22 protein-coding genes, 3 tRNA genes and 1 pseudogene are annotated in these 25,231 nt (G+C 60.0%); 16 read left to right on the top strand and 10 right to left on the bottom strand.

Annotation, left to right across the window (positions count from 1 at the left end):
- The first annotated feature begins 133 nt into the window (after nucleotides 1-133).
- The 6 genes from glgX (at nucleotide 134) to PCOSP_RS14245 (ending at nucleotide 9,969) form a co-directional block, all read left to right on the top strand.
- Nucleotides 134-2,302, top strand: coding sequence for a glycogen debranching protein GlgX (gene glgX, locus PCOSP_RS14270; protein WP_464711797.1), 2,169 nt, complete (start codon nucleotides 134-136; stop codon nucleotides 2,300-2,302).
- Nucleotides 2,303-2,559: 257 nt separating this feature from the next.
- Nucleotides 2,560-3,324, top strand: coding sequence for a PIG-L deacetylase family protein (locus tag PCOSP_RS14265; protein ID WP_175386131.1), 765 nt, complete (start codon nucleotides 2,560-2,562; stop codon nucleotides 3,322-3,324).
- A 232-nt stretch (nucleotides 3,325-3,556) separates the two neighbouring features.
- Nucleotides 3,557-4,357: an endonuclease/exonuclease/phosphatase family protein gene (locus tag PCOSP_RS14260; protein ID WP_139645369.1), complete on the top strand. Its 801-nt coding sequence runs from the start codon at nucleotides 3,557-3,559 to the stop codon at nucleotides 4,355-4,357.
- 180 nt (nucleotides 4,358-4,537) lie between these two features.
- A complete protein-coding gene (locus PCOSP_RS14255) occupies nucleotides 4,538-6,961 on the top strand; it encodes an autotransporter family protein (RefSeq protein WP_464711796.1) in 2,424 nt (807 codons plus the stop codon).
- A gap of 299 nt (nucleotides 6,962-7,260) precedes the next feature.
- On the top strand, nucleotides 7,261-8,175 hold the full coding sequence (locus PCOSP_RS14250) for an autotransporter domain-containing protein (RefSeq protein WP_464711794.1): 915 nt from the start codon (nucleotides 7,261-7,263) through the stop codon (nucleotides 8,173-8,175).
- A gap of 168 nt (nucleotides 8,176-8,343) precedes the next feature.
- Nucleotides 8,344-9,969, top strand: a complete 1,626-nt coding sequence (locus PCOSP_RS14245) for an NADP-dependent glyceraldehyde-3-phosphate dehydrogenase (RefSeq protein ID WP_464711792.1) — start codon at nucleotides 8,344-8,346, stop codon at nucleotides 9,967-9,969.
- Between the two features lie 6 nt (nucleotides 9,970-9,975).
- Here the strand turns inward: PCOSP_RS14245 and PCOSP_RS14240 are convergent, their stop codons facing one another.
- A complete protein-coding gene (locus PCOSP_RS14240) occupies nucleotides 9,976-10,869 on the bottom strand; it encodes a DMT family transporter (RefSeq protein WP_175386125.1) in 894 nt (297 codons plus the stop codon).
- Nucleotides 10,870-11,003: 134 nt separating this feature from the next.
- Here PCOSP_RS14240 and PCOSP_RS14235 point away from each other — a divergent pair, with 134 nt between their 5' ends.
- Entirely contained in the window at nucleotides 11,004-11,441 is a 438-nt protein-coding gene (locus PCOSP_RS14235; RefSeq protein WP_139645358.1) for an Lrp/AsnC family transcriptional regulator, read from the top strand.
- A gap of 41 nt (nucleotides 11,442-11,482) precedes the next feature.
- Here the strand turns inward: PCOSP_RS14235 and PCOSP_RS14230 are convergent, their stop codons facing one another.
- Together PCOSP_RS14230 and PCOSP_RS14225 are read right to left on the bottom strand one after the other, a co-directional pair.
- Nucleotides 11,483-12,823, bottom strand: a complete 1,341-nt coding sequence (locus PCOSP_RS14230; RefSeq protein WP_464711791.1) for a hypothetical protein — start codon at nucleotides 12,821-12,823, stop codon at nucleotides 11,483-11,485.
- A gap of 381 nt (nucleotides 12,824-13,204) precedes the next feature.
- Nucleotides 13,205-13,876, bottom strand: coding sequence for a Bax inhibitor-1/YccA family protein (locus PCOSP_RS14225; protein WP_139645354.1), 672 nt, complete (start codon nucleotides 13,874-13,876; stop codon nucleotides 13,205-13,207).
- A 123-nt stretch (nucleotides 13,877-13,999) separates the two neighbouring features.
- Between PCOSP_RS14225 and PCOSP_RS14220 the strand changes: the two genes are divergently transcribed.
- From PCOSP_RS14220 to PCOSP_RS14210, 3 genes are all read left to right on the top strand, one after another.
- A tRNA-Ser gene (locus tag PCOSP_RS14220) sits at nucleotides 14,000-14,087 on the top strand.
- A 125-nt stretch (nucleotides 14,088-14,212) separates the two neighbouring features.
- The gene (locus tag PCOSP_RS14215; RefSeq protein WP_139645352.1) at nucleotides 14,213-15,067 is read left to right on the top strand and encodes a prohibitin family protein; all 855 of its coding nucleotides are present in this window, start codon (nucleotides 14,213-14,215) and stop codon (nucleotides 15,065-15,067) included.
- 263 nt (nucleotides 15,068-15,330) lie between these two features.
- Nucleotides 15,331-17,124, top strand: a complete 1,794-nt coding sequence (locus PCOSP_RS14210) for a DAHL domain-containing protein (RefSeq protein ID WP_139645350.1) — start codon at nucleotides 15,331-15,333, stop codon at nucleotides 17,122-17,124.
- Nucleotides 17,125-17,325: 201 nt separating this feature from the next.
- Here PCOSP_RS14210 and PCOSP_RS14205 read toward each other — a convergent pair whose 3' ends face one another.
- Together PCOSP_RS14205 and PCOSP_RS14200 are read right to left on the bottom strand one after the other, a co-directional pair.
- Nucleotides 17,326-17,517 (bottom strand): DUF2188 domain-containing protein, encoded by a 192-nt coding sequence (locus PCOSP_RS14205; protein ID WP_175362585.1) that lies wholly within the window; start codon nucleotides 17,515-17,517, stop codon nucleotides 17,326-17,328.
- Nucleotides 17,518-17,604: 87 nt separating this feature from the next.
- Nucleotides 17,605-18,504: a polysaccharide deacetylase family protein gene (locus PCOSP_RS14200; protein WP_139645346.1), complete on the bottom strand. Its 900-nt coding sequence runs from the start codon at nucleotides 18,502-18,504 to the stop codon at nucleotides 17,605-17,607.
- A gap of 235 nt (nucleotides 18,505-18,739) precedes the next feature.
- Here PCOSP_RS14200 and PCOSP_RS14195 point away from each other — a divergent pair, with 235 nt between their 5' ends.
- On the top strand, nucleotides 18,740-18,994 hold the full coding sequence (locus tag PCOSP_RS14195; RefSeq protein ID WP_041022040.1) for a DUF6555 family protein: 255 nt from the start codon (nucleotides 18,740-18,742) through the stop codon (nucleotides 18,992-18,994).
- Nucleotides 18,995-19,148: 154 nt separating this feature from the next.
- Entirely contained in the window at nucleotides 19,149-19,379 is a 231-nt protein-coding gene (locus PCOSP_RS14190) for a hypothetical protein (RefSeq protein WP_139645344.1), read from the top strand.
- Between the two features lie 153 nt (nucleotides 19,380-19,532).
- Here PCOSP_RS14190 and PCOSP_RS14185 read toward each other — a convergent pair whose 3' ends face one another.
- The gene (locus PCOSP_RS14185) at nucleotides 19,533-19,760 is read right to left on the bottom strand and encodes a PLD nuclease N-terminal domain-containing protein (RefSeq protein WP_139645342.1); all 228 of its coding nucleotides are present in this window, start codon (nucleotides 19,758-19,760) and stop codon (nucleotides 19,533-19,535) included.
- Between the two features lie 109 nt (nucleotides 19,761-19,869).
- Nucleotides 19,870-20,055, bottom strand: a complete 186-nt coding sequence (locus tag PCOSP_RS14180; protein ID WP_139645340.1) for a hypothetical protein — start codon at nucleotides 20,053-20,055, stop codon at nucleotides 19,870-19,872.
- Between the two features lie 280 nt (nucleotides 20,056-20,335).
- Between PCOSP_RS14180 and PCOSP_RS14175 the strand changes: the two genes are divergently transcribed.
- Nucleotides 20,336-20,698 (top strand): NUDIX hydrolase, encoded by a 363-nt coding sequence (locus tag PCOSP_RS14175; protein WP_139645338.1) that lies wholly within the window; start codon nucleotides 20,336-20,338, stop codon nucleotides 20,696-20,698.
- 80 nt (nucleotides 20,699-20,778) lie between these two features.
- On the opposite strand, the gene PCOSP_RS14170 is transcribed toward PCOSP_RS14175, so the two are convergent.
- Nucleotides 20,779-20,865, bottom strand: a tRNA-Leu gene (locus PCOSP_RS14170).
- A 196-nt stretch (nucleotides 20,866-21,061) separates the two neighbouring features.
- Nucleotides 21,062-21,135, bottom strand: a tRNA-Cys gene (locus tag PCOSP_RS14165).
- Nucleotides 21,136-21,487: 352 nt separating this feature from the next.
- On the opposite strand from PCOSP_RS14165, the gene PCOSP_RS14160 reads away from it, so the two are divergent.
- From PCOSP_RS14160 to PCOSP_RS14150, 3 genes and pseudogenes are all read left to right on the top strand, one after another.
- A complete protein-coding gene (locus PCOSP_RS14160; RefSeq protein ID WP_464711787.1) occupies nucleotides 21,488-22,318 on the top strand; it encodes an SRPBCC family protein in 831 nt (276 codons plus the stop codon).
- A pseudogene (locus tag PCOSP_RS14155) lies at nucleotides 22,318-23,489 on the top strand (zinc-dependent alcohol dehydrogenase). The gene PCOSP_RS14160 and the pseudogene PCOSP_RS14155 overlap by 1 nt, the downstream one beginning before the upstream one ends.
- A gap of 159 nt (nucleotides 23,490-23,648) precedes the next feature.
- Complete coding sequence (locus PCOSP_RS14150) at nucleotides 23,649-24,428, top strand: TSUP family transporter (protein ID WP_139645333.1); 780 nt, start codon at nucleotides 23,649-23,651, stop codon at nucleotides 24,426-24,428.
- On the opposite strand, the gene nudC is transcribed toward PCOSP_RS14150, so the two are convergent.
- Nucleotides 24,396-25,226, bottom strand: coding sequence for an NAD(+) diphosphatase (gene nudC / locus PCOSP_RS14145; RefSeq protein ID WP_175362537.1), 831 nt, complete (start codon nucleotides 25,224-25,226; stop codon nucleotides 24,396-24,398). The two genes, PCOSP_RS14150 and nudC, sit on opposite strands and share 33 nt — an antisense overlap.
- Between the last annotated feature and the right edge of the window lie 5 nt (nucleotides 25,227-25,231).

The following is a 25,231-nucleotide window of genomic DNA, read 5'->3' as shown; positions in this document are numbered from 1 at the left end:
CAGCGGGGATAAATCCCCTCGCCACAAAGTCCTTTACCAGAAAGAGCTGTACCCGTTCCAGTCACTCTGAAATCCATGAATTTCTTGAACCACTCGCTTTGCCGTATCTGTCTGTCTTTTGCAGGAGCAACCCATGACCCGTCCAAAGAAAACCACCCCGCCGCCTGTTATCGAGGCCTCGCGGATTCGCGAAGGGCTGCCGTTCCCGCTCGGTGCGACCTGGGATGGCCTGGGGGTCAATTTCGCGTTGTTCTCAGCCAACGCCACCAAGGTCGAACTGTGTATTTTCGATGACACCGGCGAGGTCGAACTCGAACGCATCGAGTTGCCGGAGTACACCGACGAGATCTACCACGGCTATCTGCCCGATGCCCACCCGGGCTTGATCTACGGCTACCGGGTCTACGGTCCCTACGATCCGGAAAACGGTCATCGCTTCAATCCCAACAAACTGCTGATCGACCCTTACGCCAAACAACTGGTGGGCCAATTGAAATGGTCCGAGGCGCTGTTCGGCTACACCATCGGCCATCCCGATGGCGACCTCAGTTTCGATGAACGCGACAGCGCTCCATTCGTGCCCAAGTGCAAGGTCATCGATCCTGCCCACACCTGGGGCCACGACCATCGCGTCAGCGTGCCCTGGGACAAGACCATCCTCTACGAAACCCACGTACGCGGTATCAGCATGCGTCACCCCGCCGTACCGGAAAATCTGCGCGGGACCTTCGCCGGGCTGATGGTCGATGACGTGCTTGAGCACATTCGCAAGCTGGGCGTGTCGTCGGTCGAGCTCTTGCCCATCCATGCGTTCGTCAACGACCAGCACCTGTTGCACAAGGGCATGACCAACTACTGGGGCTACAACAGCATTGCGTTCTTCGCCCCGGACCCGCGCTACCTGGCCAGTGGCAAGATCGCCGAGTTCAAGGAAATGGTCGCGCACCTGCACGATGCCAACCTGGAGGTGATTCTCGACGTGGTCTACAACCACACCGCCGAAGGCAACGAGCAAGGCCCGACCCTGTCCATGCGTGGCATTGACAACGCCTCCTACTACCGGCTGATGCCCGATGACAAACGCTACTACATCAACGACTCGGGCACCGGCAACACCCTGGACCTGAGCCACCCTTGCGTGCTGCAGATGGTCACCGACTCCCTGCGCTACTGGGCCTCGGAGATGCACGTCGACGGGTTCCGCTTCGACCTTGCAACCATCCTCGGCCGGTATCACGACGGTTTCGACGAGCGCCACAGTTTTCTCGTTGCCTGCCGCCAGGACCCGGTGCTGCGCCAGGTGAAAATGATCGCCGAACCCTGGGACTGTGGCCCCGGTGGTTATCAGGTGGGACGCTTCCCACCGGGCTGGGTCGAGTGGAACGACAAGTTTCGCGATACCGTGCGCGCGTTCTGGAAAGGCGACGACGGCCAGCTTGCCGATTTCGCCAGTCGCATGACCGCCTCGGGCGAGATGTTCAATCAGCGTGGGCGCCGCCCCTATGCCTCGGTGAACTTCGTCACCGCCCATGACGGCTTCACCTTGAATGACCTGGTGTCTTACAACGACAAGCACAACGAAGCCAACGATGAGAACAACCAGGACGGCAGCAACAACAACCTGTCCTGGAACCACGGCGTCGAAGGCCCGACGGACGATCCGCAGATCAATGCTCTGCGCCATCGGCAGATGCGCAACTTCTTCGCGACCCTGCTGTTGGCCCAAGGCACACCGATGATCGTCGCCGGGGACGAGTTCGCCCGCACCCAGCATGGCAACAACAATGCCTATTGCCAGGACAGCGAGATCGGCTGGGTCAACTGGGGCCTGAGCGAAGATGGCGCGGCACTGCTGCAGTTCGTCAAGCGCCTGATCAAGTTGCGCCTGGCCTACCCGATCCTGCGCCGTGGACGGTTCCTGGTGGGTAACTACAACGAGGATATCGGCGTCAAGGACGTGACCTGGCTGGCACCGGACGGTAGTGAGATGACCATCGAACAGTGGCAGGACAGCCACGGTCGCTGCCTGGGAATGCTGATGGACGGTCGCGCCCAGGAGACCGGCATCCGCCGCAAGGGCGGTGACGCGACGTTGTTGCTGGTGGTCAACGCGCACCATGACATCGTCAATTTCCGTCTGCCGGAAGTGCCGGAAGGCAGCTTCTGGACGTGCATGGTAGACACCAACCAGCCCATGGTGCGGGGTCAGGAGCGGTTTGATTTCGACTCCGAATACTCGGTCACGGGCCGTTCCTTGCTGTTGTTCGAGTTGCAGCGCGAAGAAGAAAAGCGGGACAGGTGATAAAAGGTTACAAACCATCAGGAGCCGCAAGGACGCGGCTCTGGTGGCGCATCACCGGGCTTGCACAGTCCAGTTCGAATAAAAAATTGCAGTTCAGATACACAAGTGACGCGACGAATCGAGCGTCATGGTCAATACTTCGCAGGCGGTATTCCAGGATTCGGAGCACTGCGGATCGCAGCCAGCCCCTTCGGGGCGCACCCGGGCAGTCGGCCCGACGCGTGGCTGAAAGATTGAATACAACAAGGACGTACCTCATGAAACTTGCCTCTCGCTTGCAAGGCCGGCAGCATCCGCAAATCTGGAACAGCTCGCCGCAGTTGGCCGACATTCCCATCATCAGCACCCAGACGCTCATCCCCGCCGGTGCCCGTGCCGTCATCCTCTCCCCGCACCCTGGCGATGAGATCGGTGCGTGTGGCGGACTGCTCCAGTTGCTCAGCAACCTGGACTATCCCATGTTGCTGATTTCGGTCACCGACGGTGACCTCAACCATCCCTCTTCGCCGTTGTGGACCGATGAACGCCTGCGCATCTATCGCCCCCATCCCCAGGAAAGCGTGGACGCGCTGCATCGCCTGGGCATACCGACCCATGGTTTGCAGTGGGTGCGCGGCGGCTTCCCGGAAAAGGCCCTGACCGAACATGAGGCACAGCTGACCGCCTTCATCGGACATTACCTGCGGCCTGGCGACGTGGTGTTCGGCACCTGGCGCAAGGATGGCGACAGCGATCACGAGACCGTCGGCCGTGCAGGAGCACTGGCAGCCGAAAGTGTCGGGGCGACCTTCAACGAACTGCCGGTGTGGGCCTGGCATTGGCCGGTTCGTGAGCAGAACAAGATCCCCTGGCACCGCGCGCGAAAACTGCGCCTGGACGTCTGGACCACCGCCCGCAAACGGCACGCGATGCACGCCTACGCCAGCCAGCTAAACGGCGAGCCCGCCAGCGGCATCGCCCCGCTGGTGCCGCGGGTTATCCTGGATCGCATGGGGTTGCCGTATGAGATCGTGTTCATCTGAAGCACCACGAAAGCGTTGGGTCAGGTAGGGCCTCTTCGCGAGCAGGCTCGCTCCCACATAGGTTTCGGATGGTCACACAATACAGTGTCGCTACAAATCCCCTGTGGGAGCGAGCCTGCTCGTGAAATCGGTGATGGGATCAACATGAAAGCTGGCTGAAACAGTAAATATCCGGAACTGCCGATGCTCCTCATCAGTCGCATGAACAGGTACGTCTGATTCAGGAGTGAATGTGACTCGCGATCCCGACTGGCGGGCTGTCGAATCGGTGCCATTGGACACGCCTGCGGCGGTCCATCGGCTGCGGGTTCTGACGGTCAATACCCATAAGGGTTTCACCGCCCTCAACCGCCGCTTCATCCTGCCGGAACTCCGTGAAGCGGTGCGCAGTACCGGCGCGGACCTGGTTTTCCTGCAGGAAGTCCTGGGCGAGCATGACCGCCATGCCTCGCGCTACGACAACTGGCCCCAGACGTCCCAATACGAGTTCCTTGCCGACAGCATGTGGAGCGACTTCGCCTATGGCCGCAACGCGGTGTACCCCGACGGCCATCACGGCAATGCGCTGCTGTCCAAGTACCCGATCCGCCAGTTCCGCAACCTCGACGTTTCCATCACCGGCCCGGAGCGGCGTGGCTTGTTGCATTGCGTGCTGGACGTGCCGGGGCACGCCGAAGTCCATGGCATTTGTGTGCATCTGAGCCTGTTGGAAAGCCACCGCCAATTGCAGCTCAAGCTGCTCTGCCAATTGCTCGAATCCCTGCCCGAGGACGCCCCGGTGATCATCGCTGGCGACTTCAACGACTGGCAGTTACGCGGCAACATCACCCTCGCCCAACGTCGATATCTGCACGAAGCCTTCGAACACCACCACGGCCGTCCGGCCAGGACCTACCCGGCCCGTTTCCCCCTGCTGCGCCTGGACCGCATCTACTTGCGCAATGCCACCAGCCATGCCCCGAAAATCCTCGGTAGCAAACCCTGGACGCACTTGAGCGATCACCTGCCGCTGTCCGTGGAAGTGCATCTGTGAACCCCGCGACGGATCGCTGATGACAACGTGCCACCTGTAAGTTCTGACAGTAGCGACACCGATCTTTCATTGTTACGGTGCCATCCCATACAGCGAGCGTTGCCAGGCCCTGTGTGCCAGCTGTTGTGCAGCCGATGCTGAAACCGGCGTTCCCCGAATGCCGATGCAGAGGGATAGCACATGAGCTCGCACGATCATGGCTTCAAGCGGTTGTTCAATGTCTTCTGGGTATCGACCCCCTTCCTGTTCCCCGTTCCCACTACCATGGCGGCTTGTACCCTGACGCCAACGGCAGGCAATGACGCCTATGTCTGCGAAAGCGGCACCAGCCCCGGGCTGACGGACCTTTCGGGCAACAACAGCCTCACGATGCCTGCCAACGGCAGCGGCGTCATTCAAGGCGACGTCACGTTTGACGAAGGCGTCGATCGCGTCGAAATCCACGCCAATGGCGTAATTGACGGTGACGTGAGCCAAGGTTCAGAGGCCGACGACTTTCTCATGACCGGCGGCCGCATCCTGTCCCTGTCCCAGGGCGATGGCCTCGACACGTTCACGATGTCCGGGGGTACCATTGTCGACGCGTTCGAAGACGGCGATATCGCCCACATGAGCGGTGGCACGATCGGGCGGGTCGATATGAAGCTCGACGACAACCTCTTCGACATGTCAGGCGGCCAGATCATCGGTAATCTGGTGACCGGTTTCGGCCAGGACACCATCATCCTCTCTGCGGGACGCATCGGCGGCAACGTCAGCGTCAGTGGCGGCAATGACAGCATTACTGTCAGCGGTGGCGAAATCATCGGCGAGGTCCGAGCCAGCACCGGCAATGACCAACTGCAGTGGAGCGGCGGACTGATCCACTCTGCCATTCTGATGGGCGACGGCAATGACACGGCACTGCTGCGCGGTCTCGATGAAACAACGCTCGCCATCACCCCCAGCCTGAATGGCGGTTTGGGCCAGGACGCGCTGACCCTTGAAGGCAGCACTTCCAGCACGGGAGCCCGTTACGTCAACTGGGAGAGCGTCAACCTTACCCAAGGCTCGCGGCTGGACCTGAACGACGCCCTGGTGCTGGGCGACAGCACCTCCGCCACGGGCACCCTCACCCTGGACAGCAACAGCGTGTTGACCTCGACCCGGGGCAGCGTTACACCCTTCACCGCCGGCCAGTTGGCAACGCTCAACAACGGCGGAACGGTGGACCTCACCCGGGACAATACCCGCACCAACGACACCCTCACCGTGCAGGGTAACTACGTCGGTAACAATGGCCAGCTACGCCTGCAATCGGTCCTGGGAGCCGATGACTCTCCCAGCGACAAGCTGGTGGTCAATGGTGGAACGCTCACGGGGACCACCGCCATCACCGTCACGAATCTGGGGGGTGCGGGCGCGCTGACCACGCAAAACGGCATCGAGCTGGTCCAGGCCCAGGGCGGCGCGGTCAGCAACAGCGGCGCGTTTTCGTTGGCCAATGCGGTGTCGGCCGGCGCCTTCGATTACCGCTTGTTCAAGGGCGGCGTGAACGGCAATGAAAACAACTGGTACCTGCGCTCGACCGTGGTCGCCGGACCGGTGGCGGCGCCCAGCCCGGACTTGCCCGCGCTACCGGCTGCAGTGCCAGGCGCCGCGCCCATCCCCTTGTATCGCCCGGAAGTGCCCACCTGGTCGGTGCTGCCTCCTGCCGCGGCGCAACTGACCCTGATGGCCTTGGGCACCTTCCATGATCGCCAGGGCGACCAGCGCCTGCTCACCGAAACCGGCGCGTTCAGCGCGGGTTGGGGACGGGTCTATGGCAAGGATCTGGACCAGAGCTGGGCCGGTACGGTTTCGCCTCGATTCGACGGTTCCATCAAAGGCTTCCAGGTGGGCAACGATCTGTACAGCTCGTCGATGTCCGGCGGCCAGACCCAGCGCATCGGCTTCTTCGTCGGCCACACCGAACTGAACGGTCACGTCGACGGTTTCAACCTGGGCTTCCAGGGCCGACGCGCCGGCAAGATAGAACTCGACGGCGACAGCTACGGACTCTACTGGACGCTCATCGATCCCACCGGCGGTTACGTCGACGCGGTCGTGATGGGCACCCGGCTGGACGGCGACAACCGCTCCGACCGCGGACTCAAGATCGACAATCGCGGACACGCGCTGACCCTCTCCGCGGAGGCCGGCTACCCATTCGCTGTCGCCACCGACTGGGTCTTGGAACCCCAAGTCCAGGTCATCCACCAGAAAATCTCCCTGGACACCCAGGACGACGGGATCTCCAGGGTCGAATTCGATTCCGACAGTGCCTGGACTGGCCGTCTCGGCGCCCGACTCAAGGGTCGCTATCAAGTCAGTGGCATGCCCGTCGAGCCGTATCTGCGGGCGAATCTGTGGCACACCTTTTCCGGCACCGACACGGTGACGTTCGACAACACCGAGCGAGTCAAGACCCAACAACGCGCCTCCACCGGCGATCTGGGCGTCGGCGTGATCGTAAGTCTGGCCCCGGCCGTCAGCGTTTATGCCAGCGCGGACTACAGCAACAACCTGGACAGTAACCAGCAACGCAGCGTGGCGGGCAATCTCGGTGTGCGGGTCAGTTGGTGACGCTAAGTCGCCTCATCCGACGATGATTTGACGTCAATCAGAAGCACGGATAACCGAAAAGAATCAGTCATTTATTTGACCTGATTTCATATCGCCATTCATCGCACAGTTTCTTGACGCGATGACATCGGTCTTCTTGACTACACCGTACTACCCCCGGAAATACAGTCAGGGGCAGGTCTCGGGAACCCGTTGCGGCGGGCCGCCCGAGACTTGCCTCAATCCATTCGGTCGCCCCTCATTCGGGGTAGGAGAGACGCCCTAAGCGAGAGACGCATGCGATTGCAAGGCAGACCCCCATGAGAACTTCCCTCCGTCCACAAGAAATCACGACCACCTTTTACACCGTGTCGACTTCGTTACTGCTGTGCTCATCCATGGAGGTCATGGCCTGGCCCGTCGAGCAATCCTCGCAACCCTGGTATGGCCAAACACCCGCCGACAACCCGAACGCCACCCTCATCAATCCCGACTCTGCATCCGACAAGGGTCCCGCACTGTTCACGCTGCACAACGACAACGGTCATACCCAGCGCATGGGCCTGATCGGTGGCCAAAGCCAGATCATCGCCAATGTCGACGGCGTGCTGGTCAGCCCGGCCATGGCCGAGCCGGGCACAGATGCGCTGAACCTGCACGGAACGAACCTGGGCGCCTACTGGAGCCTCACCAGCCCCGCTGGCTGGCATGTGGACCTGAGCGCCAGTGGCGGCCGGGTCAACGGTTACAGCCGAACCGAACAAGGCCAGCGCCAGGCGGCCGAAGGCAACGCCGTCACGTTGTCGGTCGAGGGCGGCTTTCCCATCGGTATCAGTGACAACTGGGTGGTCGAACCCCAGGCGCAATTGATCAACCAGCGTGTGACCCTCTACACCGGTAACGCCGAGGACGGCAACAGCAGTGCACTGAGTACCTGGAGCGGACGTGTGGGGGCACGGCTCAAAGGCACTTACGAGGTCAACGGCCTCGGCGTGGAACCCTACGTGCGGACCAACCTGTGGCACACCGTCCAGAGCGCCGACACCCTTTCCCTGGACAAGGTCGACAAGATCAGCAGCAGCCGAAAATCCTCCACCGTCGAGCTGGGCCTGGGCCTGGTCGCCCGGGTCACGCCCGTGGTGAGCCTGTACGTCAGCGCCGATTACAGCAGCGACGTCGACGACAACGACCTCAATGGCGTGATTGCCAGCCTGGGCGTACGGATGCGTTGGTGAGACACCGAACTGCGCAAGTCTCAAGTGAGCAGCATTGCGCATCCGGGTCGGCAAAAACGCAGCTGCCGGCCCTTGCCACTTAAAAACTCCCCCCATTAAGGCGTATAACCCTGGAAGCGAAGACGACGGTGAGTCGTCCAGGGTTCATTTCTTTGATGGAGTAACGACATGACCACAGCCAACCTCATCGCCAATCTGTTTCCCTGTGCCGCCGATATCCCCCAGGCCTATCGCCTCGAAGAGCGGATCGAGCAGCGTGAATACCTGGTCGATGGTGTCCTCGAGACCTGGCCGGGACCGCTGGCCGTCGTGCGCAGCCCGGTGTACCTGGCCGCAGAACAAGGCGACGAACAGGTGGTGCTCGGCAGTACGCCGTTGCTGGACGCCGAAACCGCCCTCACCGCCCTGGACGCCGCCGTCCGGGCTTACGACCGCGGCCAGGGTCTGTGGCCGACGATGCGAGTGGCCGAGCGCATCCGCCACGTGGAAACCTTCCTGGCGCGCATGCGTGAGCAGCGCGAGGCCGTCGTCAAGCTGCTGATGTGGGAAATCGGCAAGAACCTCAAGGATTCCCAGAAGGAGTTCGACCGTACCTGCGACTACATCGTCGACACCATCAATGCCCTCAAGGAACTCGACCGGCGCTCCAGCCGTTTCGAGCTGGAACAGGACACCCTCGGGCAGATCCGGCGCGTGCCCCTGGGCGTGGCCCTGTGCATGGGGCCCTACAACTATCCGCTGAACGAGACCTTCACCACCCTGATCCCCGCCTTGATCATGGGCAACACTGTGGTATTCAAGCCGGCCAAGCTCGGCGTCCTGCTGGTGCGTCCGCTGCTGGAAGCCTTCCGCGACAGTTTCCCGGCGGGTGTGATCAACGTGATCTACGGCAGCGGCCGGGAAACCGTCAGCGCGTTGATGGCCAGCGGCAAGATCGACATCTTTGCCTTCATCGGCACCAACAAGGCCGCGAGTGACCTGAAGAAGCTCCATCCGCGCCCGCACCGCCTGCGCGCCGCCCTGGGGCTGGATGCGAAAAACCCGGGACTGGTGCTGCCGGACGTCGACCTCGACAATGCCGTCAGCGAAGCGCTGACGGGCTCGCTGTCCTTCAACGGCCAGCGCTGCACGGCGTTGAAAATCCTCTTCGTCCATGAGGACGTGGCACCCGCATTCATCGAGAAATTCAACGCCAAGCTCGCCACGCTCAAGCCGGGCATGCCGTGGGAGGACGGCGTGGCGCTGACGCCACTGCCCGAGGCCGGCAAGATCGATTACCTACGCTCCCTGGTGGACGATGCGGTGGCCAAAGGTGCGACGGTGACCAATGCACACGGCGGCGAATCCCGCAGCTCATTCTTCTACCCCGCCGTGCTCTATCCGGTAAACACCGCGATGCGGGTCTATCACGAAGAGCAGTTCGGCCCGGTCGTGCCCATCGTGCCGTATCGCGATCTCAATACCGTAATCGACTACGTATTGGAGTCCGACTTCGGCCAGCAACTGAGCATCTTCGGTACTCATCCGGCTGAAGTCGGCAAGCTGGTGGACACGTTCGCCAACCAGGTAGGGCGCATCAACATCAATGCCCAGTGCCAACGCGGACCGGATACTTTCCCGTTCAACGGCCGGAAGAATTCGGCGGAGGGCACCTTGTCCGTGCACGATGCGTTGCGGACCTTTTCGATCCGCACCCTGGTGGCGACCAAATTCCAGGAGAGCAACAAGGCGCTGATCAGCGACATCATCCGCGAGCGGGACTCGAACTTCCTGACCACCGACTACATCTTCTGACCCGCGTTACTGCAGGGCTGGATGCCGCGCCTTGATGCCCCAGCCCTGCTGCATGCCGGCAGCCGCCAGCAGGATCGCCGCCACACCCAGCCATTGCAGCGGTTCGAGGCGATGGCCGAAGGCGAACCAGTCGACGAAGATCGCCGCGATTGGATAGATGAATGACAGCGCGCCGGTGATCGCGGTCGGCAAGCGTTGGATCGCGCTGTACAGCAACACATACATGACCCCGGTATGGACCATGCCGAGGGTGACGAGGCTGGCCCAGCCCTCGGGCTGTTGCGGCAACGCCGAGAAATTTGCCCAAGGAGCCAACAGCAATACACCAGTGCTGACCTGCACCAGCGCAATCAAGTGCGGTGGAGTACCGGTCAAGCGCTTGATGATCAACGCGGCAATGGCATACAGCAACGCCGCCCCCAGGGCCAGGGCGATGCCCACCAGGTACTCACCGCTGCCCTGCCCTTGTTCACCGTGGGCGCTGACAATTGCGAGCATTCCGAGAAACGACACCATCAGCCAGAACAGCTTTTGTGCGGTGATTTTCTCCCCCAGGAACAGCGCAGCCAACCCCACCAGCATGAACGGTTGGACGTTGTACACCGCAGTGCCGATGGCGATCGAGGCCCGTGAGTAGGAGGCGAACAGCAACACCCAGTTGCCAACGATTGCCACCCCACTGAGCACCGCCAACAGAAATGTGGTGCGGGTCAGGATGTCCCGGCGTAAAAAACCGAAACCGGCGCAAATCAGCAACAAGGTGGCCGCGCCGAATACGCAACGCCAGAACACCACATCCAGCACCGGCAAGCCGGAAACCAGCACGAACCAGCCTATGGTTCCGGAAATCAGCATGGCGGCGGTCATTTCCAGCGAACCGCGACGTAAGGTCTTGTCCATCATCAGGCTCCTTCAGCAAGTGGGGCACAGTATGCCAAGCCAGTGAACGGCTTCTCCATGGGCTGAAAAAGGCTAAACTGCCGTTCGACCTTTTTTATCAAGGCAACTTCAGGCATTCGCCTAACGGAGTCGACATGACGGACGATATTGATCAGATTCTCATCAGTGCGCTGATGGAAGATTCACGGCGCTCGCTCAAAGCCCTGGCGAACCTGAGCGGCCTCTCCTCGCCCAGCGTGGCCGAGCGCCTGAGGCGGCTTGAGGAACGCGGCGTGCTGAGGGCCTATACCGTTGAGGTTGACCCGAAGTGCTTCGGCTACCAGCTTCAGGCCATTGTCCGCATCCGCCCATTACCGGGGCAGTTGCAGGAAGTGGAACGGCAGATCCAGGCCATCGCCGAATTTACCGAATGTGACAAGGTGACTGGCGACGATTGCTTCATCGCCCGGCTGCACGTGCGCTCGATGGAACAGCTGGATAGCTTACTGGACAAGCTCAATGTCCTTGCCGAAACCAATACCGCCATCGTCAAGAAGACCCCGGTCAAACGGCGCCTGCCACCGATGGCCTGAGCCGGATCCGGCCTCGGCGATGGACCGAGGCCGGGCTTACGTTATTCCGCTTCCGGGCTGCGTTGTACCTTGTACACCTCCTCCTCGGGCACATTGCTCTCTTTCATCAACGTGAGGGGCTGTGCCTTGTCGCACGCATTCTTTTTGTCCGCATAAACCCCACTGAGGTTGCACTTCCAGTTATAGAAGTTGGCCAGGGCTCCGGACAATTGCAAGCTGTAGTCCGTGCTTTGTGTAGCCGGTGAGAAAGGCTGCCCGGCCGGAATATTCTGGAACCATTGCATCCAGACATCACCGCCGACTGGCGGCGGATTGGCCTGGAACGTTGGGTTCATCGGCGCCCGTTGCTGGTATTCCGCGGTCATGTGGCAGCTCGTGCAGGACGCCTGGGGATTGTCCACCGGACCATTGAGGCGCCCGTTCCAGCCCAGATGAGTCGGCGGCAGTTCCTTGGTATTGGCATTGATTGCGGTCTGCTTCAACGCCGGGTTGATTTTGGTTTCGGTGGGCGTCGGGTTGGTGAACGCATGGCCGTTCTCCTGGGGATCGTTCCCCCACATGATCCCCACCGGCACCAGGTTGTCCCAATTCGCTTTACCGGTAATGGTACCGTTGTATTGGAAAGTGCCGAAGAGCCAGCCGGTCTCGCTCACCCGGGTGTCGCGCACAGCGATGTCCATCTGTATCAGCGCAACATTGGTTACCGCACGGCTTGTCGAAGTGAACGTCTTGGCGGTGTAAGCCTTCCAGAGCAATGGATTGACCAGGAACGGCACCGTACTGACGTCGATATCGGCAAACAGCGCCTTGCACACGACCGTGCCGTTGCCGAAGCCCTTGGGTTTGGAGGTGTAGCTCGGATCGGGGTTCTGCGGGTCTTTCCAGACCTGGCCAATGGTGTACGCCCCGATGTCGTTGTAGATGCCCACCGCGTAAGTCTGCCCACTGCCGGTTTGCGTACTCGCCAACTGTTGGGGCTGGATCGGCGCCTCCTTGGTAAGCCCGTGGATACCCTCACGACCATTGAGACCGTAATGCTGCCAAGGCATGTGATACCACTGGCGAACCTTGTTTTTTTGCACATTCCAGCCAATCCCGGTATTGCCCTCCAGGCAGTATTTCTTCGCCTCGTTCATATAGGGGCGCCAGGTTTCAAAGTCGTTGGAGAATGTTTTGGGGAGCTGCTTGAAGAACGCAGGCATCGAAGATGCGCCCGGCGCCACGGTGGGATAGTTCTGGCTGAGCTGGAAAAGCTCTCCGGAATAATCACTTTTGGGAGGGGCATAGCCAAAATCAGGGAAGGTTCCGGCATGGACGCAGGTCACGGACATCGCGCCTGCCAGGATCAGAAACGCAACGACTTTTCCTTGGGGATGGTTCATACAATATCTCCTTATAGGGAGGTGCCCTCTCATCGGCTTCCTGACCGATGCGCAGGACCTCCTTCTGTTTTCAGGCGGCACGGTGCCAAGCCTGTCACGGTCCACTTTCTAAGGTGTGAATGACCTCCTTTGGCTCAAAGCCGGACACGGTCGGTCCTGGCCCGGTCGCCGAACACAAGGTGCTTCAGGGGTTGATGCGAGAGTTCGCAGGGCAAGCGATTCATTTCAGACCTTCCTGGCAATACCGCTTCCTTGCCATAGGTGTAGATCATTTATTCAAAGTCGCCATCACATAGCGGCACTTTTGGGGCAAATGGCCACAATACAAATCGCGGGCGAAAAAAAGCCCGCCGAAGCGGGCTTCTGGGTAGCACATTGCAATCAATCGTCACGGCCCATCAGGCCAAACAGCTGCAGCAGGCTGATGAACAGGTTGTAGATGGATACATACAGGCTGATGGTGGCCATGATGTAGTTACGCTCGCCGCCATGAATGATGGCGCTCGTCTGGTACAGGATCATCAGCGCGGAAAACAGCACGACACCGGCGCTGATCGCCAATTGCAGGCCGCTGATCTGGAAGAAGAAACTGACCAGCATCGCCCCCACCAGTACAAAGAACCCGGCAGTGAGGAAACCGCCCAGGAAGCTCATGTCCTTGCGGGTGATCAGCACATACGCCGACAGCCCACCGAACACCAGTGCGGTCATGGCAAAGGCCGAGCTGACCAGTTCAGCGCCGCCCTGCATCTTGAGGTAAAGGTTGAGGATCGGGCCGAGTATGAAGCCCATGAAGCCGGTCAGGGCGAACGCCGAGACCAGGCCCCAGCCCGAATCACGAAGTTTGTTGGTCAGGAAGAAAAGCCCATAGAAGCCGATCAGCACCACGAACACGTTCGGGTAGCCGACATGCATCTGCTGGGCGACGTAGGCCATCACACCGCTGAAAGCCAGCGTGAGTGCCAGCAGGCCATAAGTGTTGCGCAGGACACGGCTAACCTCTAGCTGCTCGGCCTGCACGCTGTTGTTCACTGCGTAATCCTGTTCGCGCATGGCGACACTCCTCCGGTTTGAAACATTCAGTGGCAAGGATCATAACAGACGCCCTGTAACAAGCTACGCAGAGAGTTTGACAGTGTGTTTCATTCGGGTATTATGGCGCCCGCAACGCAATACGGAGGTGTGGCCGAGTGGTTTAAGGCAACGGTCTTGAAAACCGTCGACTGTAACAGGTCCATGAGTTCGAATCCCATCGCCTCCGCCATATTTGTACGTTAAAGCCCTGATCATTCAGGGCTTTTTCGTGTCTGGCGTTCAGAAAACAGCTGTCGACTTCGGTGCTGGATACGGCACATCGCAACCCCCAGCCCTCACTCAAAGGAAAGAACAGTGACCAGAAAAACCATTGGCTCCCTCGTTGCGGCAATCATGGGCATCGTCTTGCTCTGCGTATTCTTTGGCAGTTGGTACACGGTCGACGAAACCGAACGCGGCGTGCTGCTGCGCAACGGCGCGCTGGTCGGGGTCGTGGAGCCGGGATTGTCGTTCAAGACCCCCTTCATCGAGTCCGTGCGGCTGATCAGTGTGCAAAGCCAGGTCACTTCCTATGAAGACCTCCAGGCCTACAGCAAAGATCAACAGTCCGCCCAACTCAAGGTATCGGTGTCCTGGCATATTGCGCCAGCGGACGTGGCGAAGGTCTACAGCCAGTTCAAGGACATCGAAGGTATCCGCGACCGGATGATCAGCCGGCAGGTGCCGACCCAGGTGGAAAACGTGTTCGGCAGGTTCAACGCGGTGGCCGCTGTGCAGAACCGCGTCCAACTGGTCAACGATATTTCGAGCGCGATCAAATCCACCATCACCGGCCCCGTGATCATCGACAGCGTCCAGGTCGAAAATATCGACTTCAGTGACGCCTACGAGAAAGCGATCGAAGCGCGCATGGCGGCGGAAGTCCAGGTCAAGACCCGCGAGCAGCAGCTCGCCACCGAGCAGGTCCAGGCACAGATTCGCGTGACCCAGGCCCAGGCGGAAGCCGACTCGCAGATCGCCCAGGCGAAGGCGGATGCACTGGCCACCGAATTGCGTGGCAAAGCCGAAGCCGAAGCGATCAAGGCTCGGGCCCAGGCCCTGGCCAGCAACCAGAACCTGGTGGAATTGACCAAGGCCGAGCGCTGGAACGGGGTCTTGCCGACTACCGTGCTGCCCAATGGCGCCCTGCCCTTCATCGACACCAAGTAATTCTGCGGCGCGGCCTGCCCTGGCCGCGCCTGTTCCCTCAGCAGGGAACTTCGCCCCATTCCCGTTAGCGCTACACTGGCCCGAGTGACGAACCCGCAGTTCACCGTTAGCAGGGAGCTCAACGTGTACCCAGGCAAAACCAGACCGGCGCGCCAGCCAATCCGACCCATACAGCCTCAGCTCATTGTTCCATTCCCTGAAAACCGTGCCCGACTCGGAAGCCCGGCGACTCCGTCGAGCAACGCCCTGGACAGGAGAACAGCGTGACCACGATTATCAAAAAATATAAGTGGCCTGCCTTGTTGGCCGTCGCACTGGCCGTTTTCTCGGCCTTGATATTCTTTCTGATCAAGTCCTATACCTACGACACCACGACCTATTTCGAGTCCCGCGACTTCATCCGGCAACTCAAGCAATCCGACGCCAACTGGAACGTCAAGATTCTGAGGAAAAAGATCGGCGTCAATAACAATCTGTCACTGGCCCCACCGGCGGAAGCAGGCAGCCGATGGGAGCAACTGGAACGGCTCAACAACGCCGGCCCCTTGGCCGCCCTTTGGAACTCCAGGCGCCAGGGCTATGTGGATGCGATCAAGAACAAGACCCTGCTGGTAGAAGCGTTCGAACAGCACAACGCGAACTTGCGTACCGCCCTGGATGCGCTGCCCGCGGCCGAAGACGACATTCAGGCACAGCTCAAGGCGTTGATGACGGGTAATGCGACGGAGCGTCTGACAGCAGCCTCCAATGTTCTTGAGCTGACATTGACGACACTGGAGTACGCCACGTATGTCACGGCAGACAAAGCCAAGGAAGTAGAGAGCCAGTTAAGCGAGCTGGAAGATTATATCCGTCAGTTGCCGGCCTCCTCTCAGCCGCCCTTTATCACACTGACGCAGCATGTCCGGTCGATTATCGAGGAACAGCCGATCGTCAATGATCTGCTTGAGCGCATCAACGTCATTCCGGTGGCCCAAGAACTGGACAGCATCACTGAACTGTTGAATGAGACACAGCGCCGGACCGCCGCAACAGACCGTCAATATCATATCTACCTGGCCGTATGTGCCACCCTCATGGCGTTGTTGATGATCTACCTGGCCGTACGACTGGTGCGCAGCTATGCCGTCATCAACCTGATCAACCACGCGTTGCAGTCGTCCAACGACCGACTGGAGGAACGGGTCGAGGAGCGCACCCGCGAATTGAGAGAAGCCGAGCGCGAACTCGTGGATGCGGCACGGATGGCGGGCATGGCCGAGATTGCCACGAACGTATTGCACAACGTCGGAAACGTGCTTAACAGCGTGAACATCTCCGCGGAGCTGGTCACTCGTAAATTGAGAAACAGCAAGACACTGGGGCTCGGAAAAGCGGTCAAGATGATGAATGAACACGCCGAGGACCTGGGCCAGTTCATGACCTTCGATGAAAAGGGCAAATTACTTCCTCGCTATTTCAACGAACTGGTCGATTCCATCGCCACCGAGCAAGCACTGCTGATCGATGAACTGGCGCAATTGACCAAGAGCGTCGACCACATCAAGGAAATTGTCACCACCCAACAATCCTATGCCGGGGCGGCGCGACTGATCGAGCCGCTCAACGTCAGTGACTTGTTCGAAGATGCGTTGCGCATGAACTCGGGGGCACTGAGCCGGCACCACGTCACGGTCATCAAGGACTATCAGGACGCGCCCACGATCCTGGGCGATAAACACAGGCTGCTGCTGGTTCTGATCAATCTGATCAGTAATGCAAAATTCGCGATGTCCCATGTTTCCGAACCACGGGAAATGACCTTGGGCATACGGATTGTCGACCGCACAACGTTATGCCTCAGCGTCAAGGATCGAGGTGAAGGCATCGCCCCCGATAATCTGGCCCGCATCTTCAACCACGGGTTCACGACGCGCAAGGATGGCCATGGGTTCGGTTTGCACAGCTGCGCCTTGGCAGCGGTCGAGATGAATGGTCGCCTCCATGTCCACAGCGATGGACCTGGTCAAGGCGCCCTCTTCACGCTGGAGATTCCGCTGGAACTAGCACAGCCCTGAGCAAGGCGACATCGTTGGCGGACGTGCCGACGCCATCGCCAGCAGGCTCGCTCCCACAGGTCTTGCTGGCAACTACAGCTGCTGTGATCACTCGGAATACTTGTGGGAGCGAGCCTGCTCGCGATGGCGTTGGCTCAGTTTGCATCGAGGCTGGATCTGCCACCGCCTTCGCGGGCAAGCCCGCTCCCACAGGGTTAGCGGTTATTTGGCGTTCGTTGCCCGCTCCTCGCGGTTTCTTCTGGCCGGCAACGCCGCGGCGTAGGCCAGCGCTTCTTCACGCGAAGCGAAGGAACCCAACCGGTCAGCCTGGGTACAGACCCGCCACGGGCCGCTGTTTACGCTGAGGACGTCATAACCGTTGATGTGCATTTTCGTCAGCATTGCGGTACTCATCGTCACCTCCTCCGGTATAAACAAGGGTTGCATCGCCTACCTTACACTCAGTTTCGCCAGGGTGCCGACCGAACGTCGCCACATCCTTCAGTGCGAGTCCGAGTCCCAGAGCCAATCCCACAGACCGGGCAGGCGCACCGGCTGGCCGCTTTCCTTGACCGTACGCGCCATGGCCGCCCGCTCCAGTGCCTGGCGATCGTCATAGAACGGCTTGGCGTCGGTCCTCACGCCCGTGGCCCTGGCGCTGTCGAGCAGGATCTGCAGGTATTCCCGGGCATGTCGAGCGGTATAGCGATTGAGATCGTGAAACGTCACCACCACCGGAATCACGCCATCGACTGCCGGTAATTGGCCGGCAGCAATGCGCTCGCGCACTTCGGAGAGCTGGCGGGTCAGGTTGATCCGCCGTCGCGGACTGTAGGTAATCCCCCAGACCTTGCCGTCGTTGGCGCTCAGGTCAGTGAGCAGCACCTGCATATCGTGTCGCTGGTAGGCCGCGAATGTGCGCCGGTCATAACTCCAGAACGGCGGCCTGACAAGGGTTGGCGCCGTACCGGTAATGGCGGCTATGTCGGCCCCACCGTCGATGAGCGACTGCTCCAGCTCCTCGGGGCTCAGGGAGCGATGATTGGTGTGCCAATGGGTGGCCGTATGAAAACCCAGTATGTGGCCTTCGCTTTGCTCACGCCGCATCACCGATCGACCAATATCGCTGTCTCCAGCACGGGGGGCACGGGTCTGGACAAAGAACACGGCCTTGATCCCCGGCTGTATCGGGTTGTGTGCAAGGGCATCAAGCACGTCAACGCTCGGGTTCCAGAAGGACGATGCGCTGGGGCCATCATCGAACGTCAGCAGGAAACGGATCGGGGGTTGTTCACGCAAACGTTGCTCGGTTTGCGCAGTCAATTCGATGGGTGAGCCGATGCACCCCGACAAACCGCTGGCGATGACCGCAATGACCAGCGCCCTGGCGATGTTTTTCATGTTCTGCCTTTAGGTAATACCGCACTGCTACGCCTCCGCTCCCTGGCGCATGATGTTTGAAGCCCACCTTGGAGAAGGTTAACCGGGTTTGGTTCCTGGCGGTGAGCACTGCTTCGTCTCGCTTGTCATTGACCAGACCTGGCGCCTGACCGGTCTATTTCGACCGTCTGGAAATCCGATTGAATTTTCCGAACGCCTCCGCATCCATCCGTATAGAACTAATTAGGGAGGATTTATGGGCGGGCCATCGCTTTACATCATCGACTACATGCTCCATGGCGAGCCCAAGTCATTCATCATTCGAGCCGAAGTGATGAATAACTCCGAAGCTTGGCATTGGGCCAGTTGCGACGCGGGTGTCGGGCGCATACCCAAGTTCGGAAGGGAGAAGGTCAAGCGGGTCACCAAACCCCTTGCGGAAAAATACGGCATCACCGACGTGCGCTGGCGAGCGAGCGTTGCGCCCAGTTGGATCAAGGAGTCAGGCTGATTCCATGACCTTCATTCGTTCGGCGCGCCGACTACTCGTCGGGCGCCGGATTCCCCGGCAAACCGGCAATAACTCAACTACGCTTTAAACGACAAGTACGACCCGTCTGAGGCGGGTTTCGTGCTGCCTCATCAATCCTGAATGGAGGTGTGACATGTCCGAAAAAGAGTCCATCACCACCCTGCTCACCCTGCTGGAATCACGCCAGAGTCGCCTGACCGCGGCCTGCAAGGAAATTGCCGACTGGGTCGACCACAATGGCGGCCATCCAACCGCCATGCGTATCCGGGATCGCCTGAACGATATCGATAAAGACGTTCCATCGATCAAGCACGCGCTGTCATCCCTCAAGCCCATTGAACGGCCCTTGCCCAAATTCCGCTAACGCTTTGCGTCAGCCAGGCTTCTCCTGAGTTCTACCGGCCGCAACGCCGATGGAACGCGCAATCTTTTTGCGCCTCGTTATTGAAAGGCAGCGGCGGCGGGTCTTGCATCAAGAGCAAAAGACCGTGGAAGGACCCGCGGCCGTTGGAACAACCTAGCCCTTGCTGTGCTCCGGCGATGACGGGCCTTCCTTGATGCCCCGTGGCCCGGCCACGCCCCAGATGATCAAACCCAACACCGGCAGAATGACCAACAGCAAGGCCCAACCCGCCTTGGTTCCGGTCGACTTGTCACTCCGAAACACACTGACGATCGCCCACAAATCCACGAGCAACAGAAGCACCGCGACAGCGATCCCGAAATAACTGGCTGATTCAGACATGGCCCAATCCTCTTGACGGTCTCGTGGCCTGCACGAATGAGCGGTGCAGGCCACGAGTGATTAGGCACAGGCACTCCGGGTCCGTTCAAAGAATCTGCTATCGGCAGGTCTATGAACGCTCGTTCAGATAGGCGACCCATCGTTCGTAGGCTTCATGCTGGCGCCGTACGACCTCCTCCCAAGCCGCGCCTGTCATCTGATGGGCACAAATGAGCGTCATCATGTCCGATGTCGCCGTGTCGAGCTCCACCAAAAGCTCATGGGATTTGACTTTGAAATCTTCAACAGTGGTCATCTTTCCTCTCTCCCCACTGCCCGGGGTCGGCCATCCACCCAACATGGATACCTTTTTTCCGATCTGATTCATTTTTGGCGATGGCCGGTCATCGACGCGTCTAGTGCCAGGGTCGCTGGCAAGCAAGGAATCAAGGCGCAAATGAAGTTCAGTCTTTCCCGAAACGCTGCGGTCATACCAGTATGAGCCGAGAATCGTTGTTTAGCGTCGCCGATGACACACGGCTCGAATGTTTCAGTTATATTTCACTTTAATGACAGTCACTGAACAAGCACTGCCCATGAAAATTCGAGCGACCGTCATCTGCGAAGAAAATCGCCATATCCTGCTGGTGCGCAAATCCAACAGCCGTTGGACCTTGCCGGGCGGCACCGTCGAGCGTGGCGAAAGCCACGCCGACGCCGCGCTCAGGGAGCTAGCAGAAGAAACCGGACTGGACGCCGAGAGCCTGTTGTACCTGATGCGCATCAATGATGGGGACACGCTGCACCACGTATTCGAAGCGTCGGTCAGCGATACCGGGGCGGCCAGCCCACGGAACGAAATCAGTGATTGTCTCTGGCAACCATTGGATACCATTGCACAATTGCAGATGAAGAAAGGCACGCGGCAGATACTGGAGGCATTCAGGCGACGGTTATGAGGACCTTCGACGCCACCCGGTAAACTGAGCGCAAACAAAAAGGGTTGCTTGAGATATCTCATGCAACCCTTTGTTTTATATGGTGCCCGAAGCCGGAATCGAACCGGCACGCCCTTACGAGCGGGGGATTTTAAGTCCCATGCGTCTACCAGTTTCGCCATTCGGGCGGTAGCGCGGTCAAGCCCCGTGGAAGCGGCGGATCAGGGATCCGACAGTATCGAGGCCAGTGCAGCAGAGGGACGAAATATATACATCCCTCCCCGACGAAGCAAGGTTGCCCATGTCCTTTTCAAGACAAAAAGCTTCTTTGCTCCATAAAGAAAAAAGCTCTGTAAATCATAGATCTACAGAGCTTTTTTATAGTGGAGGCCGAAGTCGGAATCGAACCGGCGTAGGTGGATTTGCAATCCACTGCATAACCATTTTGCTATTCGGCCTCAGAACGCCTGATGCAATGAAACCACATCAACCGTGTACCAACCTGATCGGAAGAAATCGCTAACTCAGCGCTATCTCCTTGAAAACATTGAGATTTTTTACGCCCCAACGCGTTCGATGGGCGCAATTATGTACTCATTTGCCAAAGCTGACAACCCCTTGATTTCAAAAAAAAATCGTCCGGCGGGCCAGACTTTCCCCTCTCGTTCGCGAGGCCCCGCAGCCGTGCCGTGATCGTCAACCGCACCCGGTGAAAATCCGCCTCATCGGAAACCCGCGATGTCGATGGAACAACCACAGCCCCGCCAGCTCATTCCTTATGTCGCCTTCGGATTGATAAGGAACACCATCATGACTGAACGTCCACCACTGGTAGCGAGCCGGGCTGCGGTGCCTAGTCCGTCGCGACCCAATCTCGGTACACCGGAGCGTGCGGTATCGCTGCTGGCCGGGACCTTGCTGATCGCCAACGGGTTGCGCCAGGGCGGATTCAGGGGTTGGCCGCAAATCCTGCTGGGGGCTTGCGCGGCCTGGCGCGGTTACTCAGGCTCGTGCCGGGTCAAGCAAGCGCTGACCCACAGCCCGTTCGAGCAGGCTTTCGAGCAGGATCGAGGCTGGGACTCAAGCAAGGTGATCTCCCGCAGCATCACCGTTGGCAAACCCAGGGAGGAAGTCTTTGCCTTCTGCCGCAACCCGGCCAACCTGGGTGCCCTGGTGCCTTGGGTCGATACCATCGAACAGACCGGTGAGCGTACCTACCGCTGGGTAGCCCATGGGCCGAGGGACAAGACCTTGCATTGCGATCTCGAACAGAGTGAGCCCAAGGAAGGCCGCAAGCTGCACTGGTTGGCCGCACCGGGCACCCGGTTCAAACACGATATCCAGATGCACTTCAGCGATGCGCCGCCGGGCCGGGGCACGCAGATCAAGATCATCGTGGCCTGCCAGCCCTCCTTCGGGGCCGCCGGCTATGCCTTGGCCGCCGCCATTTCCAGGTTCTCGGACAAAGCCTTGCTGCATCTGCTGCGCAGTATCAAGCAGCAATTGGAAACCGGTGAAGTGATTACCAACAGAATCTGGCCCCACGGTGAGAAGGATTTCCTGTTCATCCATCCGGCGAGCTCCACTCCCCCCGCATCGAACGATTCGTCACCCACACCTCTCAATGGAGGAACTGCCTGATGCGCGCATTGACCTGGCAAGGCCCCAACAAGCTGCAAGTCGAAACCGTCGAGGATCCGTCCATTCTCAGTCCCCGCGACGCCATCGTCCGGGTGACGTTGTCGTCGGTATGCGGTTCGGATCTGCACCTGCTGGGCGGCTACGTGCCGACCATGCAAGCCGGCGACATTATCGGCCATGAGTTCATGGGCGAGGTGGTGGAAACCGGCTCGGCCATCACACAGTTCAAGAAAGGCGACCGGGTCGTCACCGTGTCGATCCTCGGTTGTGGCGAGTGCGAGCATTGCCAGCGCGCGGACTTTTCCTGCTGCGACAACTCCAACCCCAACCCCAGCGCCACAGACATCGCCTATGGCCAACCAGCGTGCGGCATTATCGGCTACAGTCACGCCTTCGGCGGCTTTGCGGGCAGCCACGCCACTTATATCCGCGTGCCATTCGCCGATGTCAATCTGTTCACCGTCCCCGAAGGGGTCAGCGACGAACAAGCCGTATTCGTCTCCGATGCAGTGCCTACCGGTTTTTCGCCGCCGATAACGCCAATATCCAACCGGGTGACACCGTGGCGGTCTGGGGCTGCGGTGGGGTCGGGTTGATGGCGATCTCCAGCGCCTACCTGCTGGGGGCCGAGCGGGTGATTGCCATCGACCGCTTCCCCGACCGCTTGCGCCTCGCCAAAGAGAAAGCCGGCGCGATTGCCCTCAACTACGAAACCATCGACGTGCATGCGGCCTTGCTGGAGTTGACCGGTGGCCGCGGTCCGGATCGCTGCATCGACTGCGTGGGTATGGAGGCCCACGGCACCGAGGTCGATTATTATTACGACAAGACCAAGCAAATGATGCGCCTGCACACCGAGCGTGCAACGGTGCTGCGCCAGTCGATCCGCGCCTGTCGCAAGGGCGGCACGGTGTCGGTGGTCGGGGTATACGGCGGTCTGCTGGACAAGTTTCCGATGGGGGCCATCGTCAACAAGTCCCTGACCTTGCGTTCGGGCCAGCAACCAGGGCAGCGTTATGTGACGCGACTGTTCGAGTACATCCAGAACGGTCAGTTGGACCCCTCCTACCTGCTCACCCATCCCATGGGGCTGGAGCAGTCGGTGGAGGGCTATGCGATGTTCAAGGACAAGCGTGAAAACTGTTTGCGCGCAGTGTTTCGGCCGGAGTGATTGGGCCATGACGAGGGGGCGGCCACCCGGCCTGGGAGCAGGCTCCCTCGCCACGGGTTCCACGGCGATTTCATACCGGAGTCGCAGGCCAGAGCCATTATGGGTAACATACCGGCCTTCCCCGCAGCCCTTCTGCGACCTGCCGAATAAGCCTTTTCCATGCCTTTTGAACTCAGCGTTGACCTCACCACCCTCGCCATTCTTGCCGTTGTCGCATTCCTGGCCGGCTTCATCGATGCCATCGCCGGAGGCGGCGGCCTGCTGACCACCCCGGCGCTGCTGACCGCCGGCCTGCCGCCACATCTGGTCCTGGGGACCAACAAGCTCAGCGCGACCTTCGGCTCGGCGACGGCCAGCTTCACGTTCTACAAGCGCAAGCTGTTCGATCCGAAGCAGTGGACCCATGCATTGGTCGGCACGCTGGTTGGCGCCTTGAGCGGTGCCGTCGTCGCGCATTACCTGCCTGCCGAATGGCTGAACAAGATGCTGCCGGTGATCGTCTTCGCCTGTGGCCTGTACCTGTTGTTCGGCGGTACGCCAAAGGCGCCGCTGGACAGCGATGCGCCGATCAAAAAGAAGTGGCAATCACCTCAGGGGTTCGCCCTGGGCTTCTATGATGGCGTGGCCGGGCCCGGCACGGGCGCGTTCTGGACCGTCAGCAGCCTGCTGCTCTACCCCATCGACCTGGTCAAGGCCAGTGGCGTGGCCCGCAGCATGAACTTCGTCAGCAACATCGCGGCGCTGGTGGTGTTTATGCTCTCGGGGCAAGTGGACTGGATCATCGGCCTGAGCATGGGCCTCTCGGTGATGATTGGCGCGTTCTTCGGCGCCCGCACCGCCATCAGTGGCGGCGCAAAGTTCATCCGGCCCGTGTTCATCACCGTGGTGCTGGGTCTGACCGTGCGCCTAGCCTGGCAGCACTGGTTCAACGTGGCCTAAGCGCCGCGCCACATAGAGATCGATCAGGTAGCGCGCGATGGAGCGCGAAGCCGGCAACGGTGGCAAGTCGTGGACGTTGAACCACTGGGCGTCCTCGATTTCATCTTCCTGGCACACAATGTCGCCACTGGCGTATTCAGCGTGGAAGCCCAGCATCATCGAGTGCGGAAACGGCCAGCATTGGCTGCCCATGTACTGGATGTTCTTCACTTCGATGCTGACTTCCTCGCGCACTTCGCGAACCAGGCAATCCTCGGCCGACTCGCCCGGTTCGGCAAACCCGGCCAGGGTGCTATAGACCCCGGTGACAAAGCGAGGCGAACGGGCCAGCAGGACTTCATCGCCGCGGGTAATCAGCACGATCATGCTCGGCGAAATCCGCGGGTAGTGCCGCAGGTCGCACACATCGCAATACATCGCCCGCTCCAGCGGAATCTGGCCCATTCGCTTGCCGCAACTGCCACAAAAACGGTGTTCTCGAGCCCAGGTGCCGATCTGTGCCGCATAGCCCAGCACCTTGAACAGCGTGTGGTCGTCTTCGAGCATGAAGGCCCGCAGGCCTTTCCAGTTGCAACCGGGAATATCCTGGGAAGCGTGCAGTTCCAACAGGTAGACCGGCTCGCCATCCAGGTGGCCGATGCCATGCTCGGCAAGGACCGACAGGTCCTGGCGCTTGAGCCATTCGCGGGGAAACAGCGCGCCGTTGTCATCGAACAGGAAGCCTTCCGGGCTGCGGGCCACGGCCCAGCCGCCGGGAAGATCGGTATCGCGTACTGCGGTGGTCCAGCGTGAAATCATGGTCA

The organism is Pseudomonas sp. MAFF 730105 (assembly GCF_055380705.1).
Note: the sequence above shows the minus strand (reverse complement) of the source record. Positions and strands in the feature narration are given on the sequence as shown.